12 protein-coding genes are annotated in these 18,507 nt (G+C 73.0%); 8 read left to right on the top strand and 4 right to left on the bottom strand.

The features are described 5' to 3' along the window. Positions 1 to 113 precede the first annotated feature (113 nt). Positions 114 to 1,391: an amino acid deaminase gene (locus tag ABVB68_RS27790; RefSeq protein ID WP_353603895.1), complete on the top strand. Its 1,278-nt coding sequence runs from the start codon at positions 114 to 116 to the stop codon at positions 1,389 to 1,391. 9 nt (positions 1,392 to 1,400) lie between these two features. Then, positions 1,401 to 3,026, top strand: a complete 1,626-nt coding sequence (locus ABVB68_RS27785) for an N-acyl-D-amino-acid deacylase family protein (protein WP_353603894.1) — start codon at positions 1,401 to 1,403, stop codon at positions 3,024 to 3,026. 217 nt (positions 3,027 to 3,243) lie between these two features. On the opposite strand, the gene ABVB68_RS27780 is transcribed toward ABVB68_RS27785, so the two are convergent. Continuing rightward, positions 3,244 to 4,092 carry a S1 family peptidase gene (locus ABVB68_RS27780; RefSeq protein ID WP_353603893.1) on the bottom strand — a complete coding sequence of 283 codons (849 nt, stop codon included), beginning with the start codon at positions 4,090 to 4,092 and terminating at the stop codon, positions 3,244 to 3,246. A 791-nt stretch (positions 4,093 to 4,883) separates the two neighbouring features. Here ABVB68_RS27780 and ABVB68_RS27775 point away from each other — a divergent pair. Both ABVB68_RS27775 and ABVB68_RS27770 read left to right on the top strand, forming a co-directional pair. Then, the gene (locus ABVB68_RS27775) at positions 4,884 to 6,095 is read left to right on the top strand and encodes a pyridoxal phosphate-dependent aminotransferase (protein WP_353603892.1); all 1,212 of its coding nucleotides are present in this window, start codon (positions 4,884 to 4,886) and stop codon (positions 6,093 to 6,095) included. 260 nt (positions 6,096 to 6,355) lie between these two features. Continuing rightward, on the top strand, positions 6,356 to 6,775 hold the full coding sequence (locus tag ABVB68_RS27770; RefSeq protein ID WP_353603891.1) for an SCO4983 family protein: 420 nt from the start codon (positions 6,356 to 6,358) through the stop codon (positions 6,773 to 6,775). 185 nt (positions 6,776 to 6,960) lie between these two features. Here ABVB68_RS27770 and ABVB68_RS27765 read toward each other — a convergent pair whose 3' ends face one another. After that, the gene (locus ABVB68_RS27765) at positions 6,961 to 7,374 is read right to left on the bottom strand and encodes a hypothetical protein (protein ID WP_353603890.1); all 414 of its coding nucleotides are present in this window, start codon (positions 7,372 to 7,374) and stop codon (positions 6,961 to 6,963) included. 459 nt (positions 7,375 to 7,833) lie between these two features. Continuing rightward, a complete protein-coding gene (locus ABVB68_RS27760; RefSeq protein ID WP_353603889.1) occupies positions 7,834 to 9,657 on the bottom strand; it encodes a phosphoenolpyruvate carboxykinase (GTP) in 1,824 nt (607 codons plus the stop codon). A gap of 289 nt (positions 9,658 to 9,946) precedes the next feature. Here ABVB68_RS27760 and trhA point away from each other — a divergent pair, with 289 nt between their 5' ends. From trhA to ABVB68_RS27745, 3 genes are all read left to right on the top strand, one after another. Next, a complete protein-coding gene (trhA, locus tag ABVB68_RS27755; protein ID WP_353603888.1) occupies positions 9,947 to 10,660 on the top strand; it encodes a PAQR family membrane homeostasis protein TrhA in 714 nt (237 codons plus the stop codon). A gap of 502 nt (positions 10,661 to 11,162) precedes the next feature. Continuing rightward, complete coding sequence (locus ABVB68_RS27750) at positions 11,163 to 11,792, top strand: TetR/AcrR family transcriptional regulator (protein WP_503006288.1); 630 nt, start codon at positions 11,163 to 11,165, stop codon at positions 11,790 to 11,792. A 33-nt stretch (positions 11,793 to 11,825) separates the two neighbouring features. Next, a complete protein-coding gene (locus ABVB68_RS27745; RefSeq protein WP_353603886.1) occupies positions 11,826 to 12,557 on the top strand; it encodes a Mut7-C RNAse domain-containing protein in 732 nt (243 codons plus the stop codon). Between the two features lie 370 nt (positions 12,558 to 12,927). Here the strand turns inward: ABVB68_RS27745 and ABVB68_RS27740 are convergent, their stop codons facing one another. Beyond that, positions 12,928 to 14,958 carry a thioredoxin domain-containing protein gene (locus ABVB68_RS27740; protein WP_353603885.1) on the bottom strand — a complete coding sequence of 677 codons (2,031 nt, stop codon included), beginning with the start codon at positions 14,956 to 14,958 and terminating at the stop codon, positions 12,928 to 12,930. 310 nt (positions 14,959 to 15,268) lie between these two features. On the opposite strand from ABVB68_RS27740, the gene ABVB68_RS27735 reads away from it, so the two are divergent. Beyond that, entirely contained in the window at positions 15,269 to 18,472 is a 3,204-nt protein-coding gene (locus ABVB68_RS27735) for a tetratricopeptide repeat protein (RefSeq protein ID WP_353603884.1), read from the top strand. Positions 18,473 to 18,507 lie beyond the last annotated feature (35 nt).

Below are 18,507 nucleotides of genomic sequence, written 5' to 3'. Positions count from 1 at the left end.
TCCCGCCGGGCGGCGGCTTCATTGACCCCGTGTGGCCGAGATGTTAGACAGCTGTAAGCGACATACGCAATGGGTGTTGCAGTAATTGCAACGCACCTGATCAGGAGGCTCAGATGGCTCAGGACAGCGGCACCGAGGCGCTCGCCCGCCTCGCCGAGGAACGGGTCGACCACCGCTTCAAGGGCCTGCCGCCGGACTCCTGGGGCCTGACCGTCGCCGAGCTGGCCGGTCTGCGCCGCAACCTGTTCACGGACGGCTTCACCACCCCCGTCCTCGCCCTGTCCGCCGAGCGCCTGGAGCACAACCTGGCGCTGATGGAGACGTACACCGTCCGGCACGGTCTCGCCTTCGCCCCGCACGGCAAGACCTCCATGGCCCCGCAGCTCTTCCGGCGCCAGATCGAGCACGGCGCCTGGGGGATCACGCTGGCGGTGCCCCATCAGGTGCGCGTGGCCCGGGCCTTCGGCATCCAGCGCGTCTTCCTCGCCAACGAGCTGGTGGACGCCTCCGCACTGCGCTGGATCGCCGGCGAGCTGGCGGCCGATCCGGAGTTCCGGTTCGTCTGCTACGTCGACTCGGTGCGCGGGGTCGAGCTGATGGACGCGGCCCTGCGGGGCGCGAGCCGCCCGGTGGACGTGGTCGTGGAGCTGGCGGCGGGCGAGGGCGCCCGCACCGGGGTGCGCACCGAGGCCGAGTGCGCCGTCGTCGCCGGCGCCGTGGCCGCCGTACCGACGCTGCGCCTCGTCGGGGTGGCGGGGTACGAGGGCGAGGTGCCGCAGCCCGATCCGGAGCGCGTGCGGTCGTACCTGCGGCGGCTGGTGGCGCTGGCCGCCGACCTCGACAAGGACGGACGGTTCGGTGAGGCGGAGGAGATCGTGGTGAGCGCGGGCGGCAGCGCCTGGTTCGACGCGGTGGCCGACGTGTTCGCGGAGATCCCCGGCCTTTCGCTGCCCGTCCTGAAGCTGCTGCGCTCGGGCGCGTACGTCTCGCACGACGACGGGCACTACCACCGGCTCACCCCGTTCGCCCGCGTCCCCGAGGAGGGCGCCCTGGAACCCGCCTTCCGGCTGTGGACGCAGGTGGTCTCCCGCCCCTCGCCCGAGCAGGCCTTCGCCAACGCGGGCAAGCGGGACGCGGCCTACGACCTGGACCTGCCCGACGCCCAGGTGGTCCGCAGGGACGGCACCGAGCGGCCGGCCACCGGCGTCACCGTGACCGGCCTGTCCGACCAGCACGCCTGGCTGGGCACGACGGCGGAGGCGGACCTGGAGGTGGGCGACTGGGTCGGCCTCGGCCTGTCCCACCCGTGCACGTCCTTCGACAAGTGGCAGCTGATCCCGGTGGCCGAGGCGGACGGCACGGTCGTCGACTACATCCGCACGTTCTTCTAGGAGGCCCGCGTGGAGGACCTGGTCATCCGGGACGCCGACGTCGTCGACGGCAGCGGCGCGGACTCCTACCGCGCCGACGTCGTCCTCGACGGCGGCCGGATCGTCTCGATCGTCAAGGAGGCCGCCGGCGCGGGCTGCCAGCGGCCGCGCGCCGTGCGGGAGCTGGACGCGGAGGGCCTGGTCCTCTCCCCCGGCTTCATCGACATGCACGCTCACTCCGACCTCGCCCTGCTGCGCGACCCCGACCACAGCGCGAAGGCCGCGCAGGGGGTCACGCTGGAGGTGCTCGGCCAGGACGGGCTGTCGTACGCCCCGGTGGACGACCGCACCCTGGAGGAGGTGCGGCGGGCGATCACCGGCTGGAACGGGTACGGCGACGACATCGACTTCGGCTGGCGGACCGTCGGCGAGTACCTGGACCGGCTGGACCACGGGTTCGACGGCCGCGGCATCGCCGTGAACGCCGCCTACCTCATCCCACAGGGCACGGTCCGCGCCCTCGCCGTCGGCTGGGAGGACCGCGAGGCCACGCCCGAGGAGGTCGACCGGATGCGGCGGCTGGTCGCGGAGGGCATGGAGCAGGGGGCGGTCGGCCTGTCCTCCGGGCTCACCTACACCCCGGGCATGTACGCCGCGGACGCCGAACTGACCGAACTGTGCCGGGTGGTGGCCCGCTACGGCGGCTACTACTGCCCGCACCACCGCTCCTACGGCGCCGGCGCGCTGGACGCCTACGCCGAGATGGTCGACCTGACCCGCGAGGCCGGCTGCCCGCTGCACCTGGCCCACGCGACGATGAACTTCGGGGTGAACGAGGGCCGGGCGCCCGAACTCCTCGCACTGCTCGACCGGGCGCTGGACGCGGGCGCGGACATCACGCTGGACACCTACCCCTACACCCCCGGCTGCACCACCCTGGCCGCGCTGCTGCCCAGCTGGGCGAGCGAGGGCGGCCCGGAGGCGGTCCTGGCGCGGCTCACCGACCCGGTGACGGCCGAGCGCATCCGGCACGACCTGGAGGTGACCGGCTCGGACGGCTGCCACGGCGTGCCCGTGGAGTGGGAGACGATCGAGGTCTCCGGCGTCAGCGATCCGGCGCTCGGCGACCTCGTCGGCCGTACCGTCCGCGAGTCGGCGGGGCTGCGCGGCGAGAGCCCCTGGACGACGGCCCGCCGCCTGCTGGTCGACGACCGGCTCGGCACGACGATCCTGCAGCACGTCGGCCACGAGGAGAACGTCCGCACGATCATGCGGCACCGGACCCACACCGGCGGCTCCGACGGCATCCTGCGGGGCGCGAAGCCGCACCCGCGCGCCTACGGCACCTTCCCGCGCTACCTCGGCCGGTACGTGCGGGAGTCGGGTGTGCTGACGCTGGAGGAGTGCGTAGCCCATCTCACCGGCCGGCCCGCGGCCCGGCTGCGACTGCCGGACCGCGGACTGGTGCGCGAGGGCTACCGGGCCGACCTGGTGCTCTTCGACCCGGAGACGGTGTCGGCCGGCGCCACCTTCGCCGAGCCCCGCACCCTGCCGACCGGCATCCCGCACGTCCTGATCGACGGCCGGTTCGTCATCGAGGACGGGAAGCGGACGGACGTGCTGGCGGGCCGGGCGGTCCGCCGGACCCCGGCGTGACCGCCCGCCCCCGGACACCCGGCGGCCGGTACCTGGACCGGAGCGGAGCCAGGGCTGTCGCTCCGGTCCAGGTACCGGCTCCGGCTCCGGCTCCGGCTCCGGCTCCGGCTCCACGTTCCAGCCCCGGCTGCGCTCCGGGCCACTGCCGCGGGCCCGGCTGTGACTCCGGCTCCGGCTCCGGGCCCGGCTACGGCTACGGCTACGGCTACGGCTACGGCTACGGCTTGGGCAGCGTGCAGCCGGTGGCGCTGAGGTTGAGCTTGTTGCCGGTGGTGAAGCAGGCCGGGATGTTGTAGGTCTGCTCGGCGTAGTTGATTCCCTGACGGACGGTCACCGTCCCGTTGGCGTCCACCTCGCAGGGGTTGTTCTCGGTGCAGCGCTCGCCGTCCTCGTTGCCCGTGTTGTTCACGGCGACGACCTTGCCGGTCGCGGTGTCGATCACGGGCGAGCCCGAGGTGCCGCCGATGGTGTCGCAGGAGGAGGTGTAGCGGAGCGAGTCCTTCCAGGTCCAGTCGCCCTCCTTCAGCCGGTACACGAAGCCGTCGACGTTGCAGCTGTAGGTCCGCTTCCAGTAGCCGGAGACCACCTTGATGGCGGTGCCGACGGTCGGGTGCGTGTCCTGCACGGTGAGCGGGCTGATGCCGTACGAGCTCTTGATCGCCGCGTACGTCGTGGTGGTGCGGTAGATCGTCACGTCCGTGTCCGTCATGGTCGAGTACACGACCTGGTTGGCGCGGAGCGTGGCGACCTTGCTGCCGGCGGAGTTCAGCAGGCCGAAGGTACGGCTGGAGGACTGGCCGGTGATGACCTCGCCGGGCGCGGGGAAGCCGGTCTCCAGGCAGTGGCCGTTGGTCAGCACGAGCGCCGGGTCGCTGTCCACGGAGCCGGGGAAGCGGATGACCGAGCCGGAGCAGTTGCTGAGCGAGACGGTGCCGGCGAAGCTCACCGTGGCCTTGGTGGCCTTGGCCGCGTGCGGGGCGGCGGTGTGCGGCGCGGCGACCGCCGGGGTCGCACCCAGCCCGGCTATGGCCAGGGAGGACAACGCGGCAAGGAGAGGCTTGTTCATGTGGGGGTCCCCTCTTACGACTTGGGCGACCGGACATCTTCCGGCCGCCCTGACATCGTTTGTCATGCGCATTCTCATGGCCGGGAGGGGCGTGAACAAGAAGGCGGGTCGGGTCATAGGGGTTTCCCTGTGCGCGACGGCGGCCAATTCGCCTGCCGAGTAACCGACTTGACGACCTGTCTGGCTGGGGACCTCGGGGCGCGGCCCCCTCACTCCGGGCTTTCTCGGCCTCCTAGGCGTTCTGCCGGCCCGGGGACGCGGGCGGAGTCGGCGCATACGCCGTAGGGCGGGCGGCGGCGGCAGCGGAGTCGGCACAGATCCGTACAGCGGGGCGGGGCCGGGGGCAGAGTCGGCGCGGGCGCCGTACAGCGAGGCGGGGCGGCAGCGGAGTCGGCGCGGGAGCCGTACAGCGGGGCGGCGGTGGCGCAGGCGTCGTACAGCGGGGCGGGGCGGAGACGGCGCAAATGCCGTACAACGGGGCCGGGGCAGCGCAGACGCCGTACGACGAGGCGGAGCGGCGCAGGCGTCGTACAGCGGGGCGGGGCGGAGTCGGCGCCGTGCGGCCAGGCGCGGGGCGCCTACGGGAGGCGCACGTCCGGCGTACCCCTGCGCCTCGCCGGCCGGTCCGCCGTACGACCCGCCCCGCGCTCGCATCCGGTGGACATGACAGCCGTTTCCCGGGAGGCGAGTGCCTTCCCGGACGGCCCACGGAGATATCCGGGCAAACTTCCACGTCTCACGTGTCGGAAAACACGGCCCGGGAGGCAGGACCGGGCCGTAAGCTCACGAGCATGCAGGTGATCCAGTCGACCAAGCTCGCCAACGTCTGTTACGAGATCCGGGGGCCGGTCCTCGAGGAGGCCATGCGGCTGGAGGCGGCGGGTCACCGCATCCTCAAGCTGAACACCGGCAACCCGGCCGCCTTCGGCTTCGAGTGCCCCCCGGAGATCCTCGAGGACATCCTCCGCAACGTCTCGTCCGCGCACGGCTACGGCGACGCCAAGGGCCTGCTGGCCGCGCGCCGAGCGGTCGTCATGCACAACCAGACTCTCGGCATCGAGACGGACGTCGAGCACGTCTTCATCGGCAACGGCGTCTCCGAGCTGATCGTGATGGCCATGCAGGGCCTGCTGGACGACGGCGACGAGGTCCTCGTCCCCGCGCCGGACTACCCCCTGTGGACGGCGGCCGTCTCCCTCTCCGGCGGCACGGCGGTGCACTACCGCTGCGACGAGCAGGCGGACTGGATGCCCGACCTCGCCGACGTCGAGCGCAAGGTCACCGACCGCACCAAGGCCATCGTCATCATCAACCCGAACAACCCCACGGGTGCGGTCTACGACGAGGCGGTCCTGAAGGGCCTCACGGACATCGCACGCCGGCACAACCTGCTCGTCTGCTCCGACGAGATCTACGACAAGATCCTCTACGACGGCGCCACGCACACGCCGACCGCGAAGATCGCCCCAGACCTGCTCACCCTCACCTTCAACGGCATGTCGAAGGCCTACCGGGTGGCCGGCTACCGGGTCGGCTGGATGGCGATCTCCGGCCCGCGCGCCCACGCCGACTCCTACATCGAGGGCCTGACGATCCTGGCGAACATGCGGCTGTGCGCCAACATGCCCGGTCAGCACGGAGTGGTCGCCGCGCTCAGCGGACGCCAGACGATCAACGAGCTGGTACTGCCGGGCGGCCGCCTGAAGGAACAGGTGGACACCGCCTACGAGCTGCTGACCCAGATCCCGGGCGTGAGCTGCGTACGGCCCAGGGGCGCGCTGTACCTCTTCCCGCGCCTGGACCCGCAGGTGTTCAAGATCAAGGACGACCGGCAGATGGTCCTGGACCTGCTGCGCCAGGAGAAGATCATGGTCGTCCAGGGCACGGGCTTCAACTGGCCCGAGCCGGATCACTTCCGCGTGGTGACCCTGCCGACGGTCGGGGACCTCCGGGACGCGGTGACCCGGATCGGGACCTTCCTGGACGGATACGGCCAGTCGTAGCGGACGGAGAGCGTCGGCCGCGGCGGACGTAGGGCTTCAGTCGTGGCGGACGGAGAACGTCGGTCGTAGCGGACGTAGGGCGCCGGTCGTGGCGGACGGAGAACGTCCGTCGTAGCGGACGTAGGGCGCCGGTCGTGGCGGACGTAGGGCGCCGGTCGTGGCGGACCGAGACCGCCGGACCGCAGTCTGTGAGCCGACTCAACTTTAGACGAAATCCAAGCTAAGATGGTTTCCTGTCAGAGCACAGGAGGCCATCCCCCATGTACGAGCCGATCCGCACCAAGTCGGTCCACAGCACGATGGCCGGCACCCCGACCGACTTCCCCCACCGGACGCGCGAGGAGGAGCTGGACATCCAGCTCGCCGGCCATCTCGCCGCCCTGCTCGCGGTCACCGACGAGCTGCGCGCCCTGACGCCGTCCGCCGGTCTGGACACGGCCGCGGAACGCCTCGCCGACGAGGTCGGCCGACTGCGGGGCGGACGCGCGCCGTTGCGCGCCGCGCCGGCCTCGGCCACGGACCCCGTCGCCCTGCACCGGCGCGCGCACGCCCTCGCCGGCCGCGCACTGGTGGTCGCCGCCTCGCGCGCGGACACCTCGGCGGCGATCCTCTCGGCCGAGCGGATGGACGCGCACACGGCCGCCCTGGCCGACCCCAAGGAACTCAGCGCCGCCCACTGAGCCTCAGGGCCCCCGATCGGCCCCGGTCCGCGTGCACCCGCAGCGACGCGCGGACCGGGCGCCACACACCGCGCCGACTCGGCCGGGTTCCTCGTCCAGGTCCCGCGGTGAAGCTCGTACAGCTGGGCGGCCAGCGTGCGCCGGGACTCCTCGGGGGCCGGCCGGGCGGGGCGCAACTCGCGTGATCACTCCACTGTCAGCAAGAAGATCACCGTGGCCAGGCCGATGAGGAGCGCGCACAGGACGGCCGCGATGAACAGCGCGCCGGCGACGCGGGCGCTCAACGCCCCCCAGAACTCCGCCCGCCGGCCGTCGGGAGTGTCGGTGCGCCAGCCTGACGGGATGTCGACGTGTCCGTCGGCGATGACCGACGCGACCCTGCGTACGTCCCCGGGGTGGAAGTAGTGGAAGGTCGGCTCCGCCCCCCACGTGCCCCGGCTCGCCCCGCCGAAGCTGCGGACGCGGACATCCGTACGATGGGCCACACCCGGCAGCCGGTCCTTACGCACCGGCCACAGCTTCGCGACTTCGTCACTGCTGAGCCAGGGCTCCTCCTCATGCGCTGACTCCGGTGCTCCCGGATCCGGCGTGTTCGGCATGCCTCCCCCTCGATGCGGCAGACCTCCAGTACACATCCGCTGCGCCGCACGCCGACAGAGCGCCTACGGCACGGCGCGATACGGGACAGGACCAGTCCTTCCGGACCGTCAGGTGTACGCGCGACGCCGACGCCCCGCCAGAAGGACGCAGACCTGCTGCCGGTGGGTGAAGAGGTCGACCGCGCCGGAGCGGCCCGCGCTGCCCGACCTCCCCGGTCCGTCGGCCCAGCTGGACGCGGTCCGCGCGGACTTCGGGAGGCTCGGCGCGTATCCGGCGGTCGGCGCGAGGCGCAGGAGCGGCGGCGGGAGCCGCACACGCGGTGTCCGCGGGACCGGCGGCAGTGATGGCGAGGGGCCCCGCACGTCCCTGTGCGGGGCCCCTCGGGTTGTTCCACGGCCGGTCGTGACGATCGCTGGTCAGGGCACACCCCGGCCGGCCGTGGGGTCCAGAGCGGCTGCTCAGCCCAGGCGCTCCACCAGCGCGCGGTACTGGTCCCACAGCTCCTTGGGGGTGTGGTCGCCGAAGGTGTTCAGGTGCTCGGGGACGAGGGCCGCCTCCTCGCGCCAGATCTCCTTGTCGACCGTGAGCAGGAAGTCCAGGTCGGAGTCGGCCAGTTCGAGGCCGTCGGTGTCGAGCGCGTCCCGCGTCGGCAGCACGCCGATGGGGGTCTCGACGCCCTCGGCCGCACCGTTCAGCCGCTCCACGATCCACTTCAGCACGCGGCTGTTCTCACCGAAGCCCGGCCAGACGAACTTGCCCGCGTCGTCCTTGCGGAACCAGTTGACGTAGTAGATCTTCGGCAGCTTGGACTGGTCCTTGTCCTTGGCGACGTCGACCCAGTGGGCCATGTAGTCACCCATGTTGTAGCCGCAGAACGGCAGCATCGCGAACGGGTCGCGGCGCAGCTCGCCGACCTTGCCCTCGGCGGCGGCGGTCTTCTCGGAGGCCACGTTGGCGCCGAGGAAGACACCGTGGTTCCAGTCGAAGGACTCGGTCACCAGCGGCACCGCGGAGGCGCGGCGGCCGCCGAAGAGGATCGCCGAGATCGGCACGCCCCTGGGGTCCTCCCACTCCGGCGCGATGATCGGGCACTGCGAGGCGGGCACGGTGAAGCGGGCGTTGGGGTGGGCGGCCGGCGTGCCGGACTCCGGCGTCCAGTCGTTGCCCTTCCAGTCGGTCAGGTGGGCGGGCAGCTCCTCGGTCATGCCCTCCCACCAGACGTCGCCGTCGTCGGTGAGCGCCACGTTCGTGAAGACGGCGTTGCCCCACAGCGTCTTCATGGCGTTGGCGTTGGTGTGCTCACCGGTGCCGGGCGCGACGCCGAAGAAGCCGGCCTCGGGGTTGATCGCGTAGAGGCGGCCGTCCTCGCCGAAGCGCATCCAGGCGATGTCGTCGCCGATCGTCTCCACGGTCCAGCCGGAGATCGTGGGCTCCAGCATCGCGAGGTTGGTCTTGCCGCAGGCGCTCGGGAAGGCGGCGGCGACGTACTTCGGCTCACCGTGCGGCGGGGTGAGCTTGAGGATCAGCATGTGCTCGGCCAGCCAGCCCTCGTCGCGGGCCATGACGGAGGCGATGCGCAGGGCGTAGCACTTCTTGCCGAGCAGGGCGTTGCCGCCGTAGCCGGAGCCGTAGGACCAGATCTCGCGGTCCTCGGGGAAGTGCGAGATGTACTTGGTGGAGTTGCAGGGCCACGGCACGTCCTCCTGGCCCTCCTCCAGCGGGGCGCCGAGGGTGTGGACGGCCTTGACGAAGAAGCCCTCGTCGCCCAGCTCGTCCAGGACGGCCTGGCCCATGCGCGTCATCGTGCGCATGGAGACGGCGACGTACGCGGAGTCGGTGATCTCCACGCCGAGCGCGGACAGCGGGGAGCCGAGCGGGCCCATGCAGAAGGGCACGACGTACATCGTGCGGCCGCGCATGGAGCCGCGGAACAGGCCCTTGTCACCGGCGAAGATCTCCCGCATCTCGGCGGGGGCCTTCCAGTGGTTGGTGGGACCCGCGTTCTCCTCCTTCTCGGAGCAGATGAAGGTCCGGTCCTCGACGCGTGCGACGTCGGTCGGGTCGGAGGCGGCGTAGTACGAGTGCGGGCGCTTGACCGGATCGAGCTTCTTGAAGGTGCCCTTGGCTACCAGTTCCTCGCACAGCCGCTCGTACTCGGCCTCGGAGCCGTCGCACCAGACCACACTGTCCGGCTGGGTCAGTTCGACGATCTCGTCGACCCACGAGATCAGTTCCTGGTGGTTGGTGGGGACGCCGGTGGGAGCCGCGTTGTCGCGCGCCACGATTGCTCCTAAGAGAGGGGTTTTGTGGTTTTCGCCCCGTGGGGGCCGCGGCCCGGACGCTTCGTAGCCGCTCATCCGGTGCCGACCGCACTCATTTGATCATCCGAGTTTAGTGCCCATCTGTCCAGAGGGCATCACAGGTGAGCAGCGTGAGGAATCCCACGGTTTCCGTGGTTCTTTGCGTCCACGTTGGGTTCGGCTGGAGGACTTTTTGCCCGGCGGCACTCCGGGGCCGTTCATGACCCCTCGTTGACGAGTGACTTACGGCGGCGTAGGTACCATGCGGCCCATGACTGCGTCCGCCTCCGACGCGCCCACGGACCCGCCGGCCGACGGCCGCGGTCCCGTCGCGCTCTCCTTGCCGCATCCGGTCAAACCCAGGCTCCGGGGCTGGCTGCATCTCGGCATGTTCCCGGCCGTGCTCATCGCGGGACTTGTGCTGACCGCCCTCGCCCACTCGCCCAGAGGCCGCATCACCTGCGGTGTCTACGCCCTGACGGCGTGCCTGCTCTTCGGCACCAGCGCCCTGTACCACCGGGGCAACTGGAGCCCGCGTATGGACGGCGTCCTGCGCCGCCTCGACCACGCGAACATCTTCCTGATCATCGCGGGCACCTACACCCCGCTGACCGCGCTGCTGCTGCCCGGCGGCAAGGGCCGCTGGCTGCTGTGGGGGATCTGGGCCGCCGCCGCGGCCGGCATCGCCTTCCGCGTCTTCTGGGTCGGCGCCCCGCGCTGGCTCTACACCCCCTGCTACATCGCGATGGGCTGGGCGGCCGTCTTCTTCCTGCCCGACTTCATGCGCGCGGGCGGCATCGCCGTCCTGGTCCTGGTCGTCGTCGGCGGCCTGCTCTACAGCGCCGGAGGCGTGATCTACGGCATCAAGCGGCCGAACCCGTCACCGCGCTGGTTCGGCTTCCACGAGGTCTTCCACTCCTTCACCCTCGCCGCGTTCGTCGTCCACTACGTCGGCATCTCGCTGGTGGCGTACCAGCACGGGTGACCCGTCCCCGCCCCTTCGGCCACGGCTCCTCGGCCGTGGCCGTTTTCCATGCCCGGGGTCCTCTTCCGTAGTGACAGTCACATGATGTCGAGAGTTATTTTCATTTGACTGCCACTGTCACCGTTTCGAGGGCAGGGCAGGGCAGGGCCGGGTCGGGCCCGGGCCGGAGTCGGCTTCGCGCTCGTACCGGCGGTGTGCGGGGGCCGTGCCGAGGGGTCGCGGGGTGCGGGCTGGGGGCGCGGGGCGAAGGGTGCGGGCTGCGGGGCGAAGGGCGCGGGCTGCGGGGCGCGGGCAGAGGGGCGCGGGGCGAACGGCGCGGGCTGCGGGGCGAAGGGCGCTGGCCGTGGCGTGTGAGCTGCGGGGCGAAGGGCGCTGGCCGAGGGGCATGGGCTGCGGGGCATGGGCGGCGGGGCGAAGGGCGCGGCGCGCGGGCTGCGGGCTGCGGGCTGCGGGGCGCCCAGGAGATGGCCGCCTCCGGGGCCGATGGCGGACAATGACCCGCATGACGGCCGCACCATCCCCCCACTCCCCCGCCGACCGCGCCCGCCCCGGGCTGCGGGAGCGCAAGAAGATCAAGACCCGCGAGGCGATCCGCAGCGCGACGTACGCACTGATCGAGGAGCAGGGGTACGACACGACGACGATCGAGCAGATCGCCGACCGGGCCGAGGTGTCGCCGTCCACCGTCTTCCGGTACTTCCCGACCAAGGAGGACATCGTCCTCACCGACGAGTACGGCCCCCTGATGCTGGGGGAGCTGCGCGCGCGGCCGGCGGGCGAGCCGTGGACGGACTCGTTGCGGCACGCGATGGGCAAGGCCCTGGAACCGAGCGAGGAGGAGCCCGAGGTGCTCCGGCTGCGGGCGCGCCTCGGGGTGCAGGTGCCCGCCGTCCGCTCCCGGATGTTCGAGAGCATGTCGGAGACCGGGCGTCTGCTCCGCCGGGCCATCGCGGACCGCACGGGCCGCGATCCGGAGAGCCTCGAGGTGCGGGTCCACGCGATGGGCCTCATCGGCTCCATCCTGGAGGTCTCCATGTACTGGGCGGAGAACGGTTTCGAGGACGATCTGCGGGAGCTGACGGGCCGGGCCCTGGACGTCGTGGAGCACGGCCTGCCCACCGAAAACCCCTGAGGTCCACCGCGGTGCCCGTGTCATCCTGACGGGGTGAACGGACCCGAGATCCACGTGGAAGTCGCCCCGGCCCTGCACCTGTTCGTGCCGCCCGCCCGGCGCTCGGCCGCCACCGCGCTCACCACGGACGGCGTCTCGACACTCGGCCACGTCGTCGAGTCCCTCGGCGTCCCGCTCACCGAGGTCGGCGCACTGGTCGTGGACGGTCACGAGGTGCCGCCCTCGCACGTGCCGCGGGCCGGCGAGCGCATTCGCGTCCGCCCGGTCCAGCGCCCCCAGCGGGTCCCCGGCGCCCCGCTCCGCTTCCTCCTCGACGTCCACCTCGGCACCCTCGCGCGCCGGCTGCGCCTCCTCGGCGTCGACAGCGCCTACGAGTCGACCGACATCGGCGACCCGGCGCTCGCCACCCGCTCGGCCGCCGAGAAGCGGGTGATGCTCAGCCGCGACCGGGGCCTGCTGCGCCGCCGCGAGCTGTGGGCCGGCGCCTTCGTCTACAGCACCCGCCCCGAGGACCAGCTGCACGACGTCCTCGAACGCTTCGCCCCCGAGCTGGACCCGTGGACCCGCTGCACCGCCTGCAACGGCCTGCTCGCGGCGGCGACCAAGGAAGAGGTCGCCGACCAGCTCAAGGGCGGCACCCAACGCGGCTACGACGTCTTCGCCCGGTGCACGTCCTGCGGGCGCGCCTACTGGAAGGGCGCCCACCACGAGCAGCTGGAGGCGGTCGTGGAGCGGGCGCTGAGCATGCGCGCCCAGCGCGACTGAGCCGGGATCCGATCGGGACTCGCCGGGACTGGTCGGGTCTCGCCGGGACTGGTCGGGATTCGCCGGGACTGGTCGGGACTGGTCGGGATCGAGTGCGGCAGCCGATCGGCGGGGCCGGTCCCTGCGCGGCCCGTGGATCGGCGTTCAAGGCCAAACCGGCCGGTCAGCGCGACCGGTCCCTCCGCTGCCCGTCGAGCGGTGTTCGAGGCCGTACCGGCCGGTCAGCGCGACCGATCCCGCCGCGGCCCGTGGAACGGCGTTCAAGGCCAAACCGGCCGGTCGGCGCGGGCCGGTCCCGCCGCGGCCCGTGGAACGGCGTTCAAGGCCAAACCGGCCGGTCAGCGCGACCGATCCCGCCGCGGCCCGTGGGTCAGTCGCTCAGGGCCGTGCGCAGGCGTTCCGGGTCGGTCGTCGGGGCGTCGCACGTGAAGTTGCGGCAGACGTACGCCGTCGGTTCGCCGGCCACGAGCGGCCGGCCGGCCAGGAGCGGGAACTCCTCGGCGCCCGGGACGCCGCAGGCGACGACGGCGCCGGGGGCGGTCGCCAGCAGGGCCGTGCGGTGCAGCGCGGCCGACGCCTCGGCGGCCGGGTCCGGGGCGACGATCGCCACCTCCCGCGGCCCGTCGAGCAGCGCCTCCGCGACGGCCAGCCCCCAGCCGACGAACCGGGGCACACGCGGCCCGAGGGTCTGGACGACGCCCAACGCCCGCTCGGCGGCGCTCCGGTGCTGCTCGGAGCCGGTGTGTGCCGCGTAGCTCAGCAGGGCGCCGGCCGCGGCGCTCCAGCCGGAGGGGGTGGCGTTGTCGGTGGGGTCCTGGGGCCGGCGGATGAGCTGTTCGGCGTCGGAGGCGGTGTCGTACAGGGCGCCGGTCTCCGGGTCGGTGAAACGGGCCAGCACATGGTCGAGGAGGAGCCCGGCGAAGTCGAGCCAGACGCCCTCCCCGGTCACGGACGCGAGAGCGAGGAAGCCCTCGGCGACGTCGGCGTAGTCCTCCAGGACGCCCGCGTTGGGCCCGACCCTGCCGTCCTTGCTGGTCCGGGCGAGGCGCACGTGTTCGTCCAGATGCACACGGACGAGGAGGTCGGCGGCGCCGAGCGCGGCCTCGGTCAGGTCGGGCCGGTCGAAGTAGGCGCCGGTCTCGGCGAGTGCGGCGATCGCGAGGCCGTTCCAGGCGGCGACGACCTTGTCGTCCCGTCCGGGCGCGGGACGCTCGGACCGCTCGCGCAACAGCCGGCTCCTCACGGACGTGATTCGGTCCGCGTCGAACTCCTCGCCGGTCTCGGGGAGTTGCAGGACCGACCGCCCGTGCTCGAAGGTGCCCTCGTCGGTCACGCCGAAGTACCGCGCCGCGAGCCGGCCGTCGTCCTCACCGAGGACGGCGTCGAGCTGCTCGGACGTCCAGACGTAGTACGCGCCCTCGACGTGCCTGCCCGTGCCGTCGTCGCTGTCGGCGTCCAGCGCGGAGGCGAACCCTCCCTCCTCCGTGCGCAGTTCGCGCACCAGGAAGTCGGCGGTCTCCAGGGCGACCCGGCGGGCGAGGCCGGAGCCGGTGGCCCGCCACAGGTGCGCGTAGACGCGGCAGAGCAGGGCGTTGTCGTAGAGCATCTTCTCGAAGTGCGGCACGACCCAGTCGCGGTCGACGGAGTAGCGGGCGAAGCCGCCGCCGAGCTGGTCGTACAGGCCGCCCCGGGCCATGCGTTCGCAGGTGTCCTGGGCCATCTGCAGGGCGCCCTCGGCGCCGGTGCGGGCGTGGTGGCGCAGCAGGAACTCAAGGACCATGGACGGCGGGAACTTGGGCGCGCCGCCGAACCCGCCGCGCTGCGGATCGTACTCGCGGGTGAGCCCGAGCAGGGCCTGGGCGAGTTCCTGCTCGCCGGGCGGCCGGGTGCCCTGGTGGCTGATCTCCCGCTGGGAGAGGTCGCGCACGATCTTCCCGGCGACCTCGCCGACCTCGTCGCGGCGGGTGCTCCACGCCTGCTGGACGCCCTCCAGCACCTGCCGGAAGGAGGGCATGCCGTGCCGCGGGGCGGGCGGGAAGTAGGTACCGAAGTAGAAGGGCTCGGCGTCCGGGGTGAGGAACACGGTCATCGGCCAGCCGCCCTGCCCGGTGGCCGCCTGCACGGCCTCCATGTACACGGCGTCGACGTCGGGGCGTTCCTCGCGGTCGACCTTGATGTTGACGAAGTGCTCGTTGAGGTAGTCGGCGGTGGCCTGGTCCTCGAACGATTCGTGAGCCATCACGTGGCACCAGTGGCACGCGGAGTACCCGACACTGAGCAGCACGGGCACGCCACGCCTGCGGGCCTCCTCGAAGGCGTCCGCTCCCCAGGGCCACCAGTCGACGGGGTTGTCGGCGTGTTGGAGGAGGTACGGCGAGGTCTCACCAGCCAGGCGGTTCATGCGCCCCAGGCTCTCACAGCGCTCTGCCCCGACGCGGAGTCCGCGCACACGGCGCTCACCCGGCCGAGTCGGACCTCCTCCGGCCGCCCGGGGCGCGACTTCCCCGGCCACCCGGAACGAGGCCCCCCGGCCACCCGGGACGCGACTTCCCCGGCCGGCCTGGACGCGACTTCCTCAGCCGCTCGGAACGTGACTCCCCGTCACCCGGGACGAGGCCTCCCGCACACCTTCCGATCACCACCCCTCGCGCTCGCGCCGTCCGCAAAGGACACTCGTGGGCAAGGGAGTTGCCGCCGGAGGGGGACGGGACATGCGGGACAACCATCGGGCGGAGGCCGAGCGGCTGCTGGCGCGGGCCGTGGAGGAGGAGGTACGGCGCTCGGGCGGCCGGATCGACGGTCCGCTGCTGCTGTCGCGGGCGCGCGGCGCGCTGGACGTGATCGCGGGCCCGGCCGGCGAGGAGTACGAGGCCTACACGCGCGCCCTGGACGAGGCCGAGGCCGGCCGGCTGACCTTCGGCCGGCGCTTCGCCCGCGAGGGTGCCGGAACCGCGCTGATGGCGGCGGCCGTTGCCGCCCTCGCCGCCGCGGTGGCGGACCTGTCCCTCGGCACCGGGACCGGCACGGCCGTCGGCGCCGGTGCCGTCGCGGGCGCGGCGGGCGCCGCCGCCACGGTGGCGAAGGTGGCCGGATCGCATCTGCCGGCCGCGCATCACCGGGCGGGCCGGGCCGCCCAGCCCGGCGGTGCGGAGCAGCTGCGACTGCAGTGGCTGACCGCGCTGGAGGTGCGGGGCATCCGCCCGTTCCTCGACCAGCAGCGGGTGCTCACCGCCTCCACCGGCCCGACGAAGTCGGGCGGCCCCGCCCTGCGCGGCGCGGACAAGAGCGCGGCGGCCCGCAGGCGCACGGTGCTGCAGCAGTCGTTCGGCCACCTCCCGGAGACGGACGGCCCGTTCGCCGGGCGGCGGCAGGAGGTGGGGCGGATCCGGCAGTGGGCACAGGCGGCCCGGGCGGCCACCGAGACCCGGCCGACGGTGGTCGTCCTGCACGGCGAGCCCGGCTCGGGCCGGACGACGCTCGCGGTACGCGCGGCGCACGAGCTGCGGGACCACTTCCGGGGTGCGGTGGTGGTCGACCTGCGCGGCGGCAGCCGCGAGGAGGCCCCGCTGTCCACCCGGGACGCGCTGCTGCACCTGCTCAACCGGCTGGGCGCGCCCCGCGAGCAGCTGCTGTTCCGGGAGCGGTCCTCCCCCGACCAGCAGGTCAAGCGGCTCGGCGAGCTGTACCACCAGCAGCTGGCGGGACTGCCCGTCACCATCGTGCTGGACGACGCGTCCGATCCCGAGCAGGTGCGGGCGCTGGTGCCGGAGCGCTCCGACAGCCTCCTCCTGGTCACCGCCCGCACGGCCCTGGAACTGCCGGCGGACCTCCCGGCATGGGTGCACCACCTGCCGGTGGGACCGCTGGACGCGGCGGGCGCCGAGGAGCTGCTCGGCGCGGCCGCCGAGGACGCCTCGGGCCCGTACGACGCCGAGTCCGCCGACCGGGTCCACACGCTGTGCGGGGGCCTGCCGCTGGCACTGCGGATCGCGGGCTCCGCGCTCGGCCCGCGCTCGCCCCGCCAGCTGGCCACGGACCTGGCCGCGTACGGTCCGGTGGAGCCGGTGGAGCGTGTGCTGTGGCTGCGCTACACCGATCAGCCGGAGCCCGCCCGCCGGCTGCTGCGCAGGCTCTCCCTCGCGGGCCGCGCCTCGCTCGGCGGTGCGGCCGCCGCCGCGCTGCTCGCCACGGACGAGGCCGAGGCCGGCCGGCAGCTGGCGGCGCTCGCGCGGGCCGGACTGATCGACCATGTGCGCGGCAGCCGGTACCGGCTGCACGACCTGGTGCGCGCCTTCGCCCAGGCCCGGCTGGCGGACGAGGAGGACCCCGCCGAGCGGGCGGCGGCGCAGGAACGGCTGATCGCGAACTACGCGGAACTGGCCGACTCGGTGCTCCGCCTGGTCGACGGCAACGTGTCGACCCGCTCGGACCGGTTCGGATCGCACGGCTTCACCTCCCTCGACGAGGCGCTGCGCTGGCTGGACGACGAGTCCAGCTTCATCACCGCGGCCCTGCGCCACGCGGAGGGAGTGAACCAGGCGCCCGTACTGAACCTGCTCGGCGCGCTGTGCGACTACTGCCTGCTGCGCGGCGACCTGTACCGCCTCGGCGAGATCAGCGAGCTGGCCCAGTCGGTGGACCAGGGGCTGCTGGTGCGCTCGGTGCAGTGGCGCACCGGTATCGCGGCCCGGCAGCTGGGCGAGCTGGACAAGGCCCGCACCACGCTGGCCTCGGTCGTGGACCTGTACCGGGAGGCCCAGCACGACGCGGGTGCGGCCCGCGCCCTGTGCTCGCTCGGGATCACGCTGCACCACCAGGGCAACCTCACCGAGGCGGCGGCCAAGCTCCAGGAGGCGCTGGATCTCCAGGCGGCCCCGGAACTGGCGACGGACCGGGCCTGGACGATGCACGCGCTGGCCGCGGTCCAGCGGGACCGGGCCCGGCCCGCGCAGGCTCTGGACCTGCTCACCCGGTCCCTGGTCCTGCACCGCGAGGGCGGCTCACTGCACGGCGAGGCGTGGGCCCACTTCCAGCTCGGCCAGGTGGCCCTGCGGCTGGGCGACGTCCCGCGCGCCGAGACGGAGCTGCGGGCGGCCCTGGAGCGGTACGGCCGTACGCACGACGCCCGTGGCGAGGCCTGGGCGCTGACCCAGCTGGCCCGGGGCCGCCTGGCGGACGGCGACACCTCGGCCGCCGTCGAGGGGCTGCGGCAGGCGGCCGACCGGCACCGGGAGAACGAGGACGCGCGCGGCGAGGCGTGGACGCTGTACTACCTCGGGCAGGCGCTGGAGGAGGCCGGGGACCTGGACCGGGCGGTGCGCGACCTGGAGCGGTCCCGCACGATGTTCTCCCGTATGCGGGACGTCTACGGCCTGGCCTGCGCCCGGCACCACTCGGCGCGGGTGACCCGGGACCAGCGGGCCGCGCAGACCGGTTCGCTGCGCAACTCCGGCTTCGCCCGCCAGCTGCTCGTGGACGCCCGCGCCGACTTCCAGCGCATCGGCGTCGCCGACGGCGAGGCCTGGACCTGCCTGGAGCTGGCGGTGGTCGACGCGGGCAACGCCCGCACCCAGCAGGCGCTGGCCCTGTGCGACGAGGCGCTGGCCCTGTTCACGTCCTACGGCGACCGGCGCGGTGAGGACTGGGCGCGTTTCCTGCGCTGCACGCTGCTGCCGTACGCGGCGCCGGGCGGCGTGGAGGTGGGCACGGCGGTGGCCCAGGAGGAACTGGCCGAGCTGGTCCGCGCCACGCATCCGCTGCGCGACGAGAAACTGGCCGACTGCACGGCGGCATACGCCCTGGTGCTGGAACGCGGCGTCCAGCTGGAAGCAGGCTGGCAGGCCTGGCACCTCGGCCTGACCCCCACCCGGCAGGCCCGAGAGGTCCTGGGGGTGACGGTCGCGATGACGCCCTGAGGGGGCGGCGGTGCAGGGCGGGGCGGGGCGGAAGG

It is taken from the genome of Streptomyces sp. NPDC096012, from assembly GCF_040426375.1.
Lineage (GTDB): Bacteria > Actinomycetota > Actinomycetes > Streptomycetales > Streptomycetaceae > Streptomyces.
The sequence above is the reverse complement of the archived record's forward strand: the minus strand, read 5'-3'. Positions and strand labels throughout refer to the sequence as shown.

Coding starts and splice junctions, on each gene's coding strand:
- trhA (WP_353603888.1), top strand. CDS start 9,947: ATGACTGCGTCCGCCTCCGACGCGCCCACGGACCCGCCGGCCGACGGC.
- ABVB68_RS27780 (WP_353603893.1), bottom strand. CDS start 4,092: ATGAACAAGCCTCTCCTTGCCGCGTTGTCCTCCCTGGCCATAGCCGGG.
- ABVB68_RS27765 (WP_353603890.1), bottom strand. CDS start 7,374: ATGCCGAACACGCCGGATCCGGGAGCACCGGAGTCAGCGCATGAGGAG.
- ABVB68_RS27740 (WP_353603885.1), bottom strand. CDS start 14,958: ATGAACCGCCTGGCTGGTGAGACCTCGCCGTACCTCCTCCAACACGCC.
- ABVB68_RS27750 (WP_503006288.1), top strand. CDS start 11,163: ATGACGGCCGCACCATCCCCCCACTCCCCCGCCGACCGCGCCCGCCCC.
- ABVB68_RS27735 (WP_353603884.1), top strand. CDS start 15,269: ATGCGGGACAACCATCGGGCGGAGGCCGAGCGGCTGCTGGCGCGGGCC.
- ABVB68_RS27790 (WP_353603895.1), top strand. CDS start 114: ATGGCTCAGGACAGCGGCACCGAGGCGCTCGCCCGCCTCGCCGAGGAA.
- ABVB68_RS27770 (WP_353603891.1), top strand. CDS start 6,356: ATGTACGAGCCGATCCGCACCAAGTCGGTCCACAGCACGATGGCCGGC.
- ABVB68_RS27775 (WP_353603892.1), top strand. CDS start 4,884: ATGCAGGTGATCCAGTCGACCAAGCTCGCCAACGTCTGTTACGAGATC.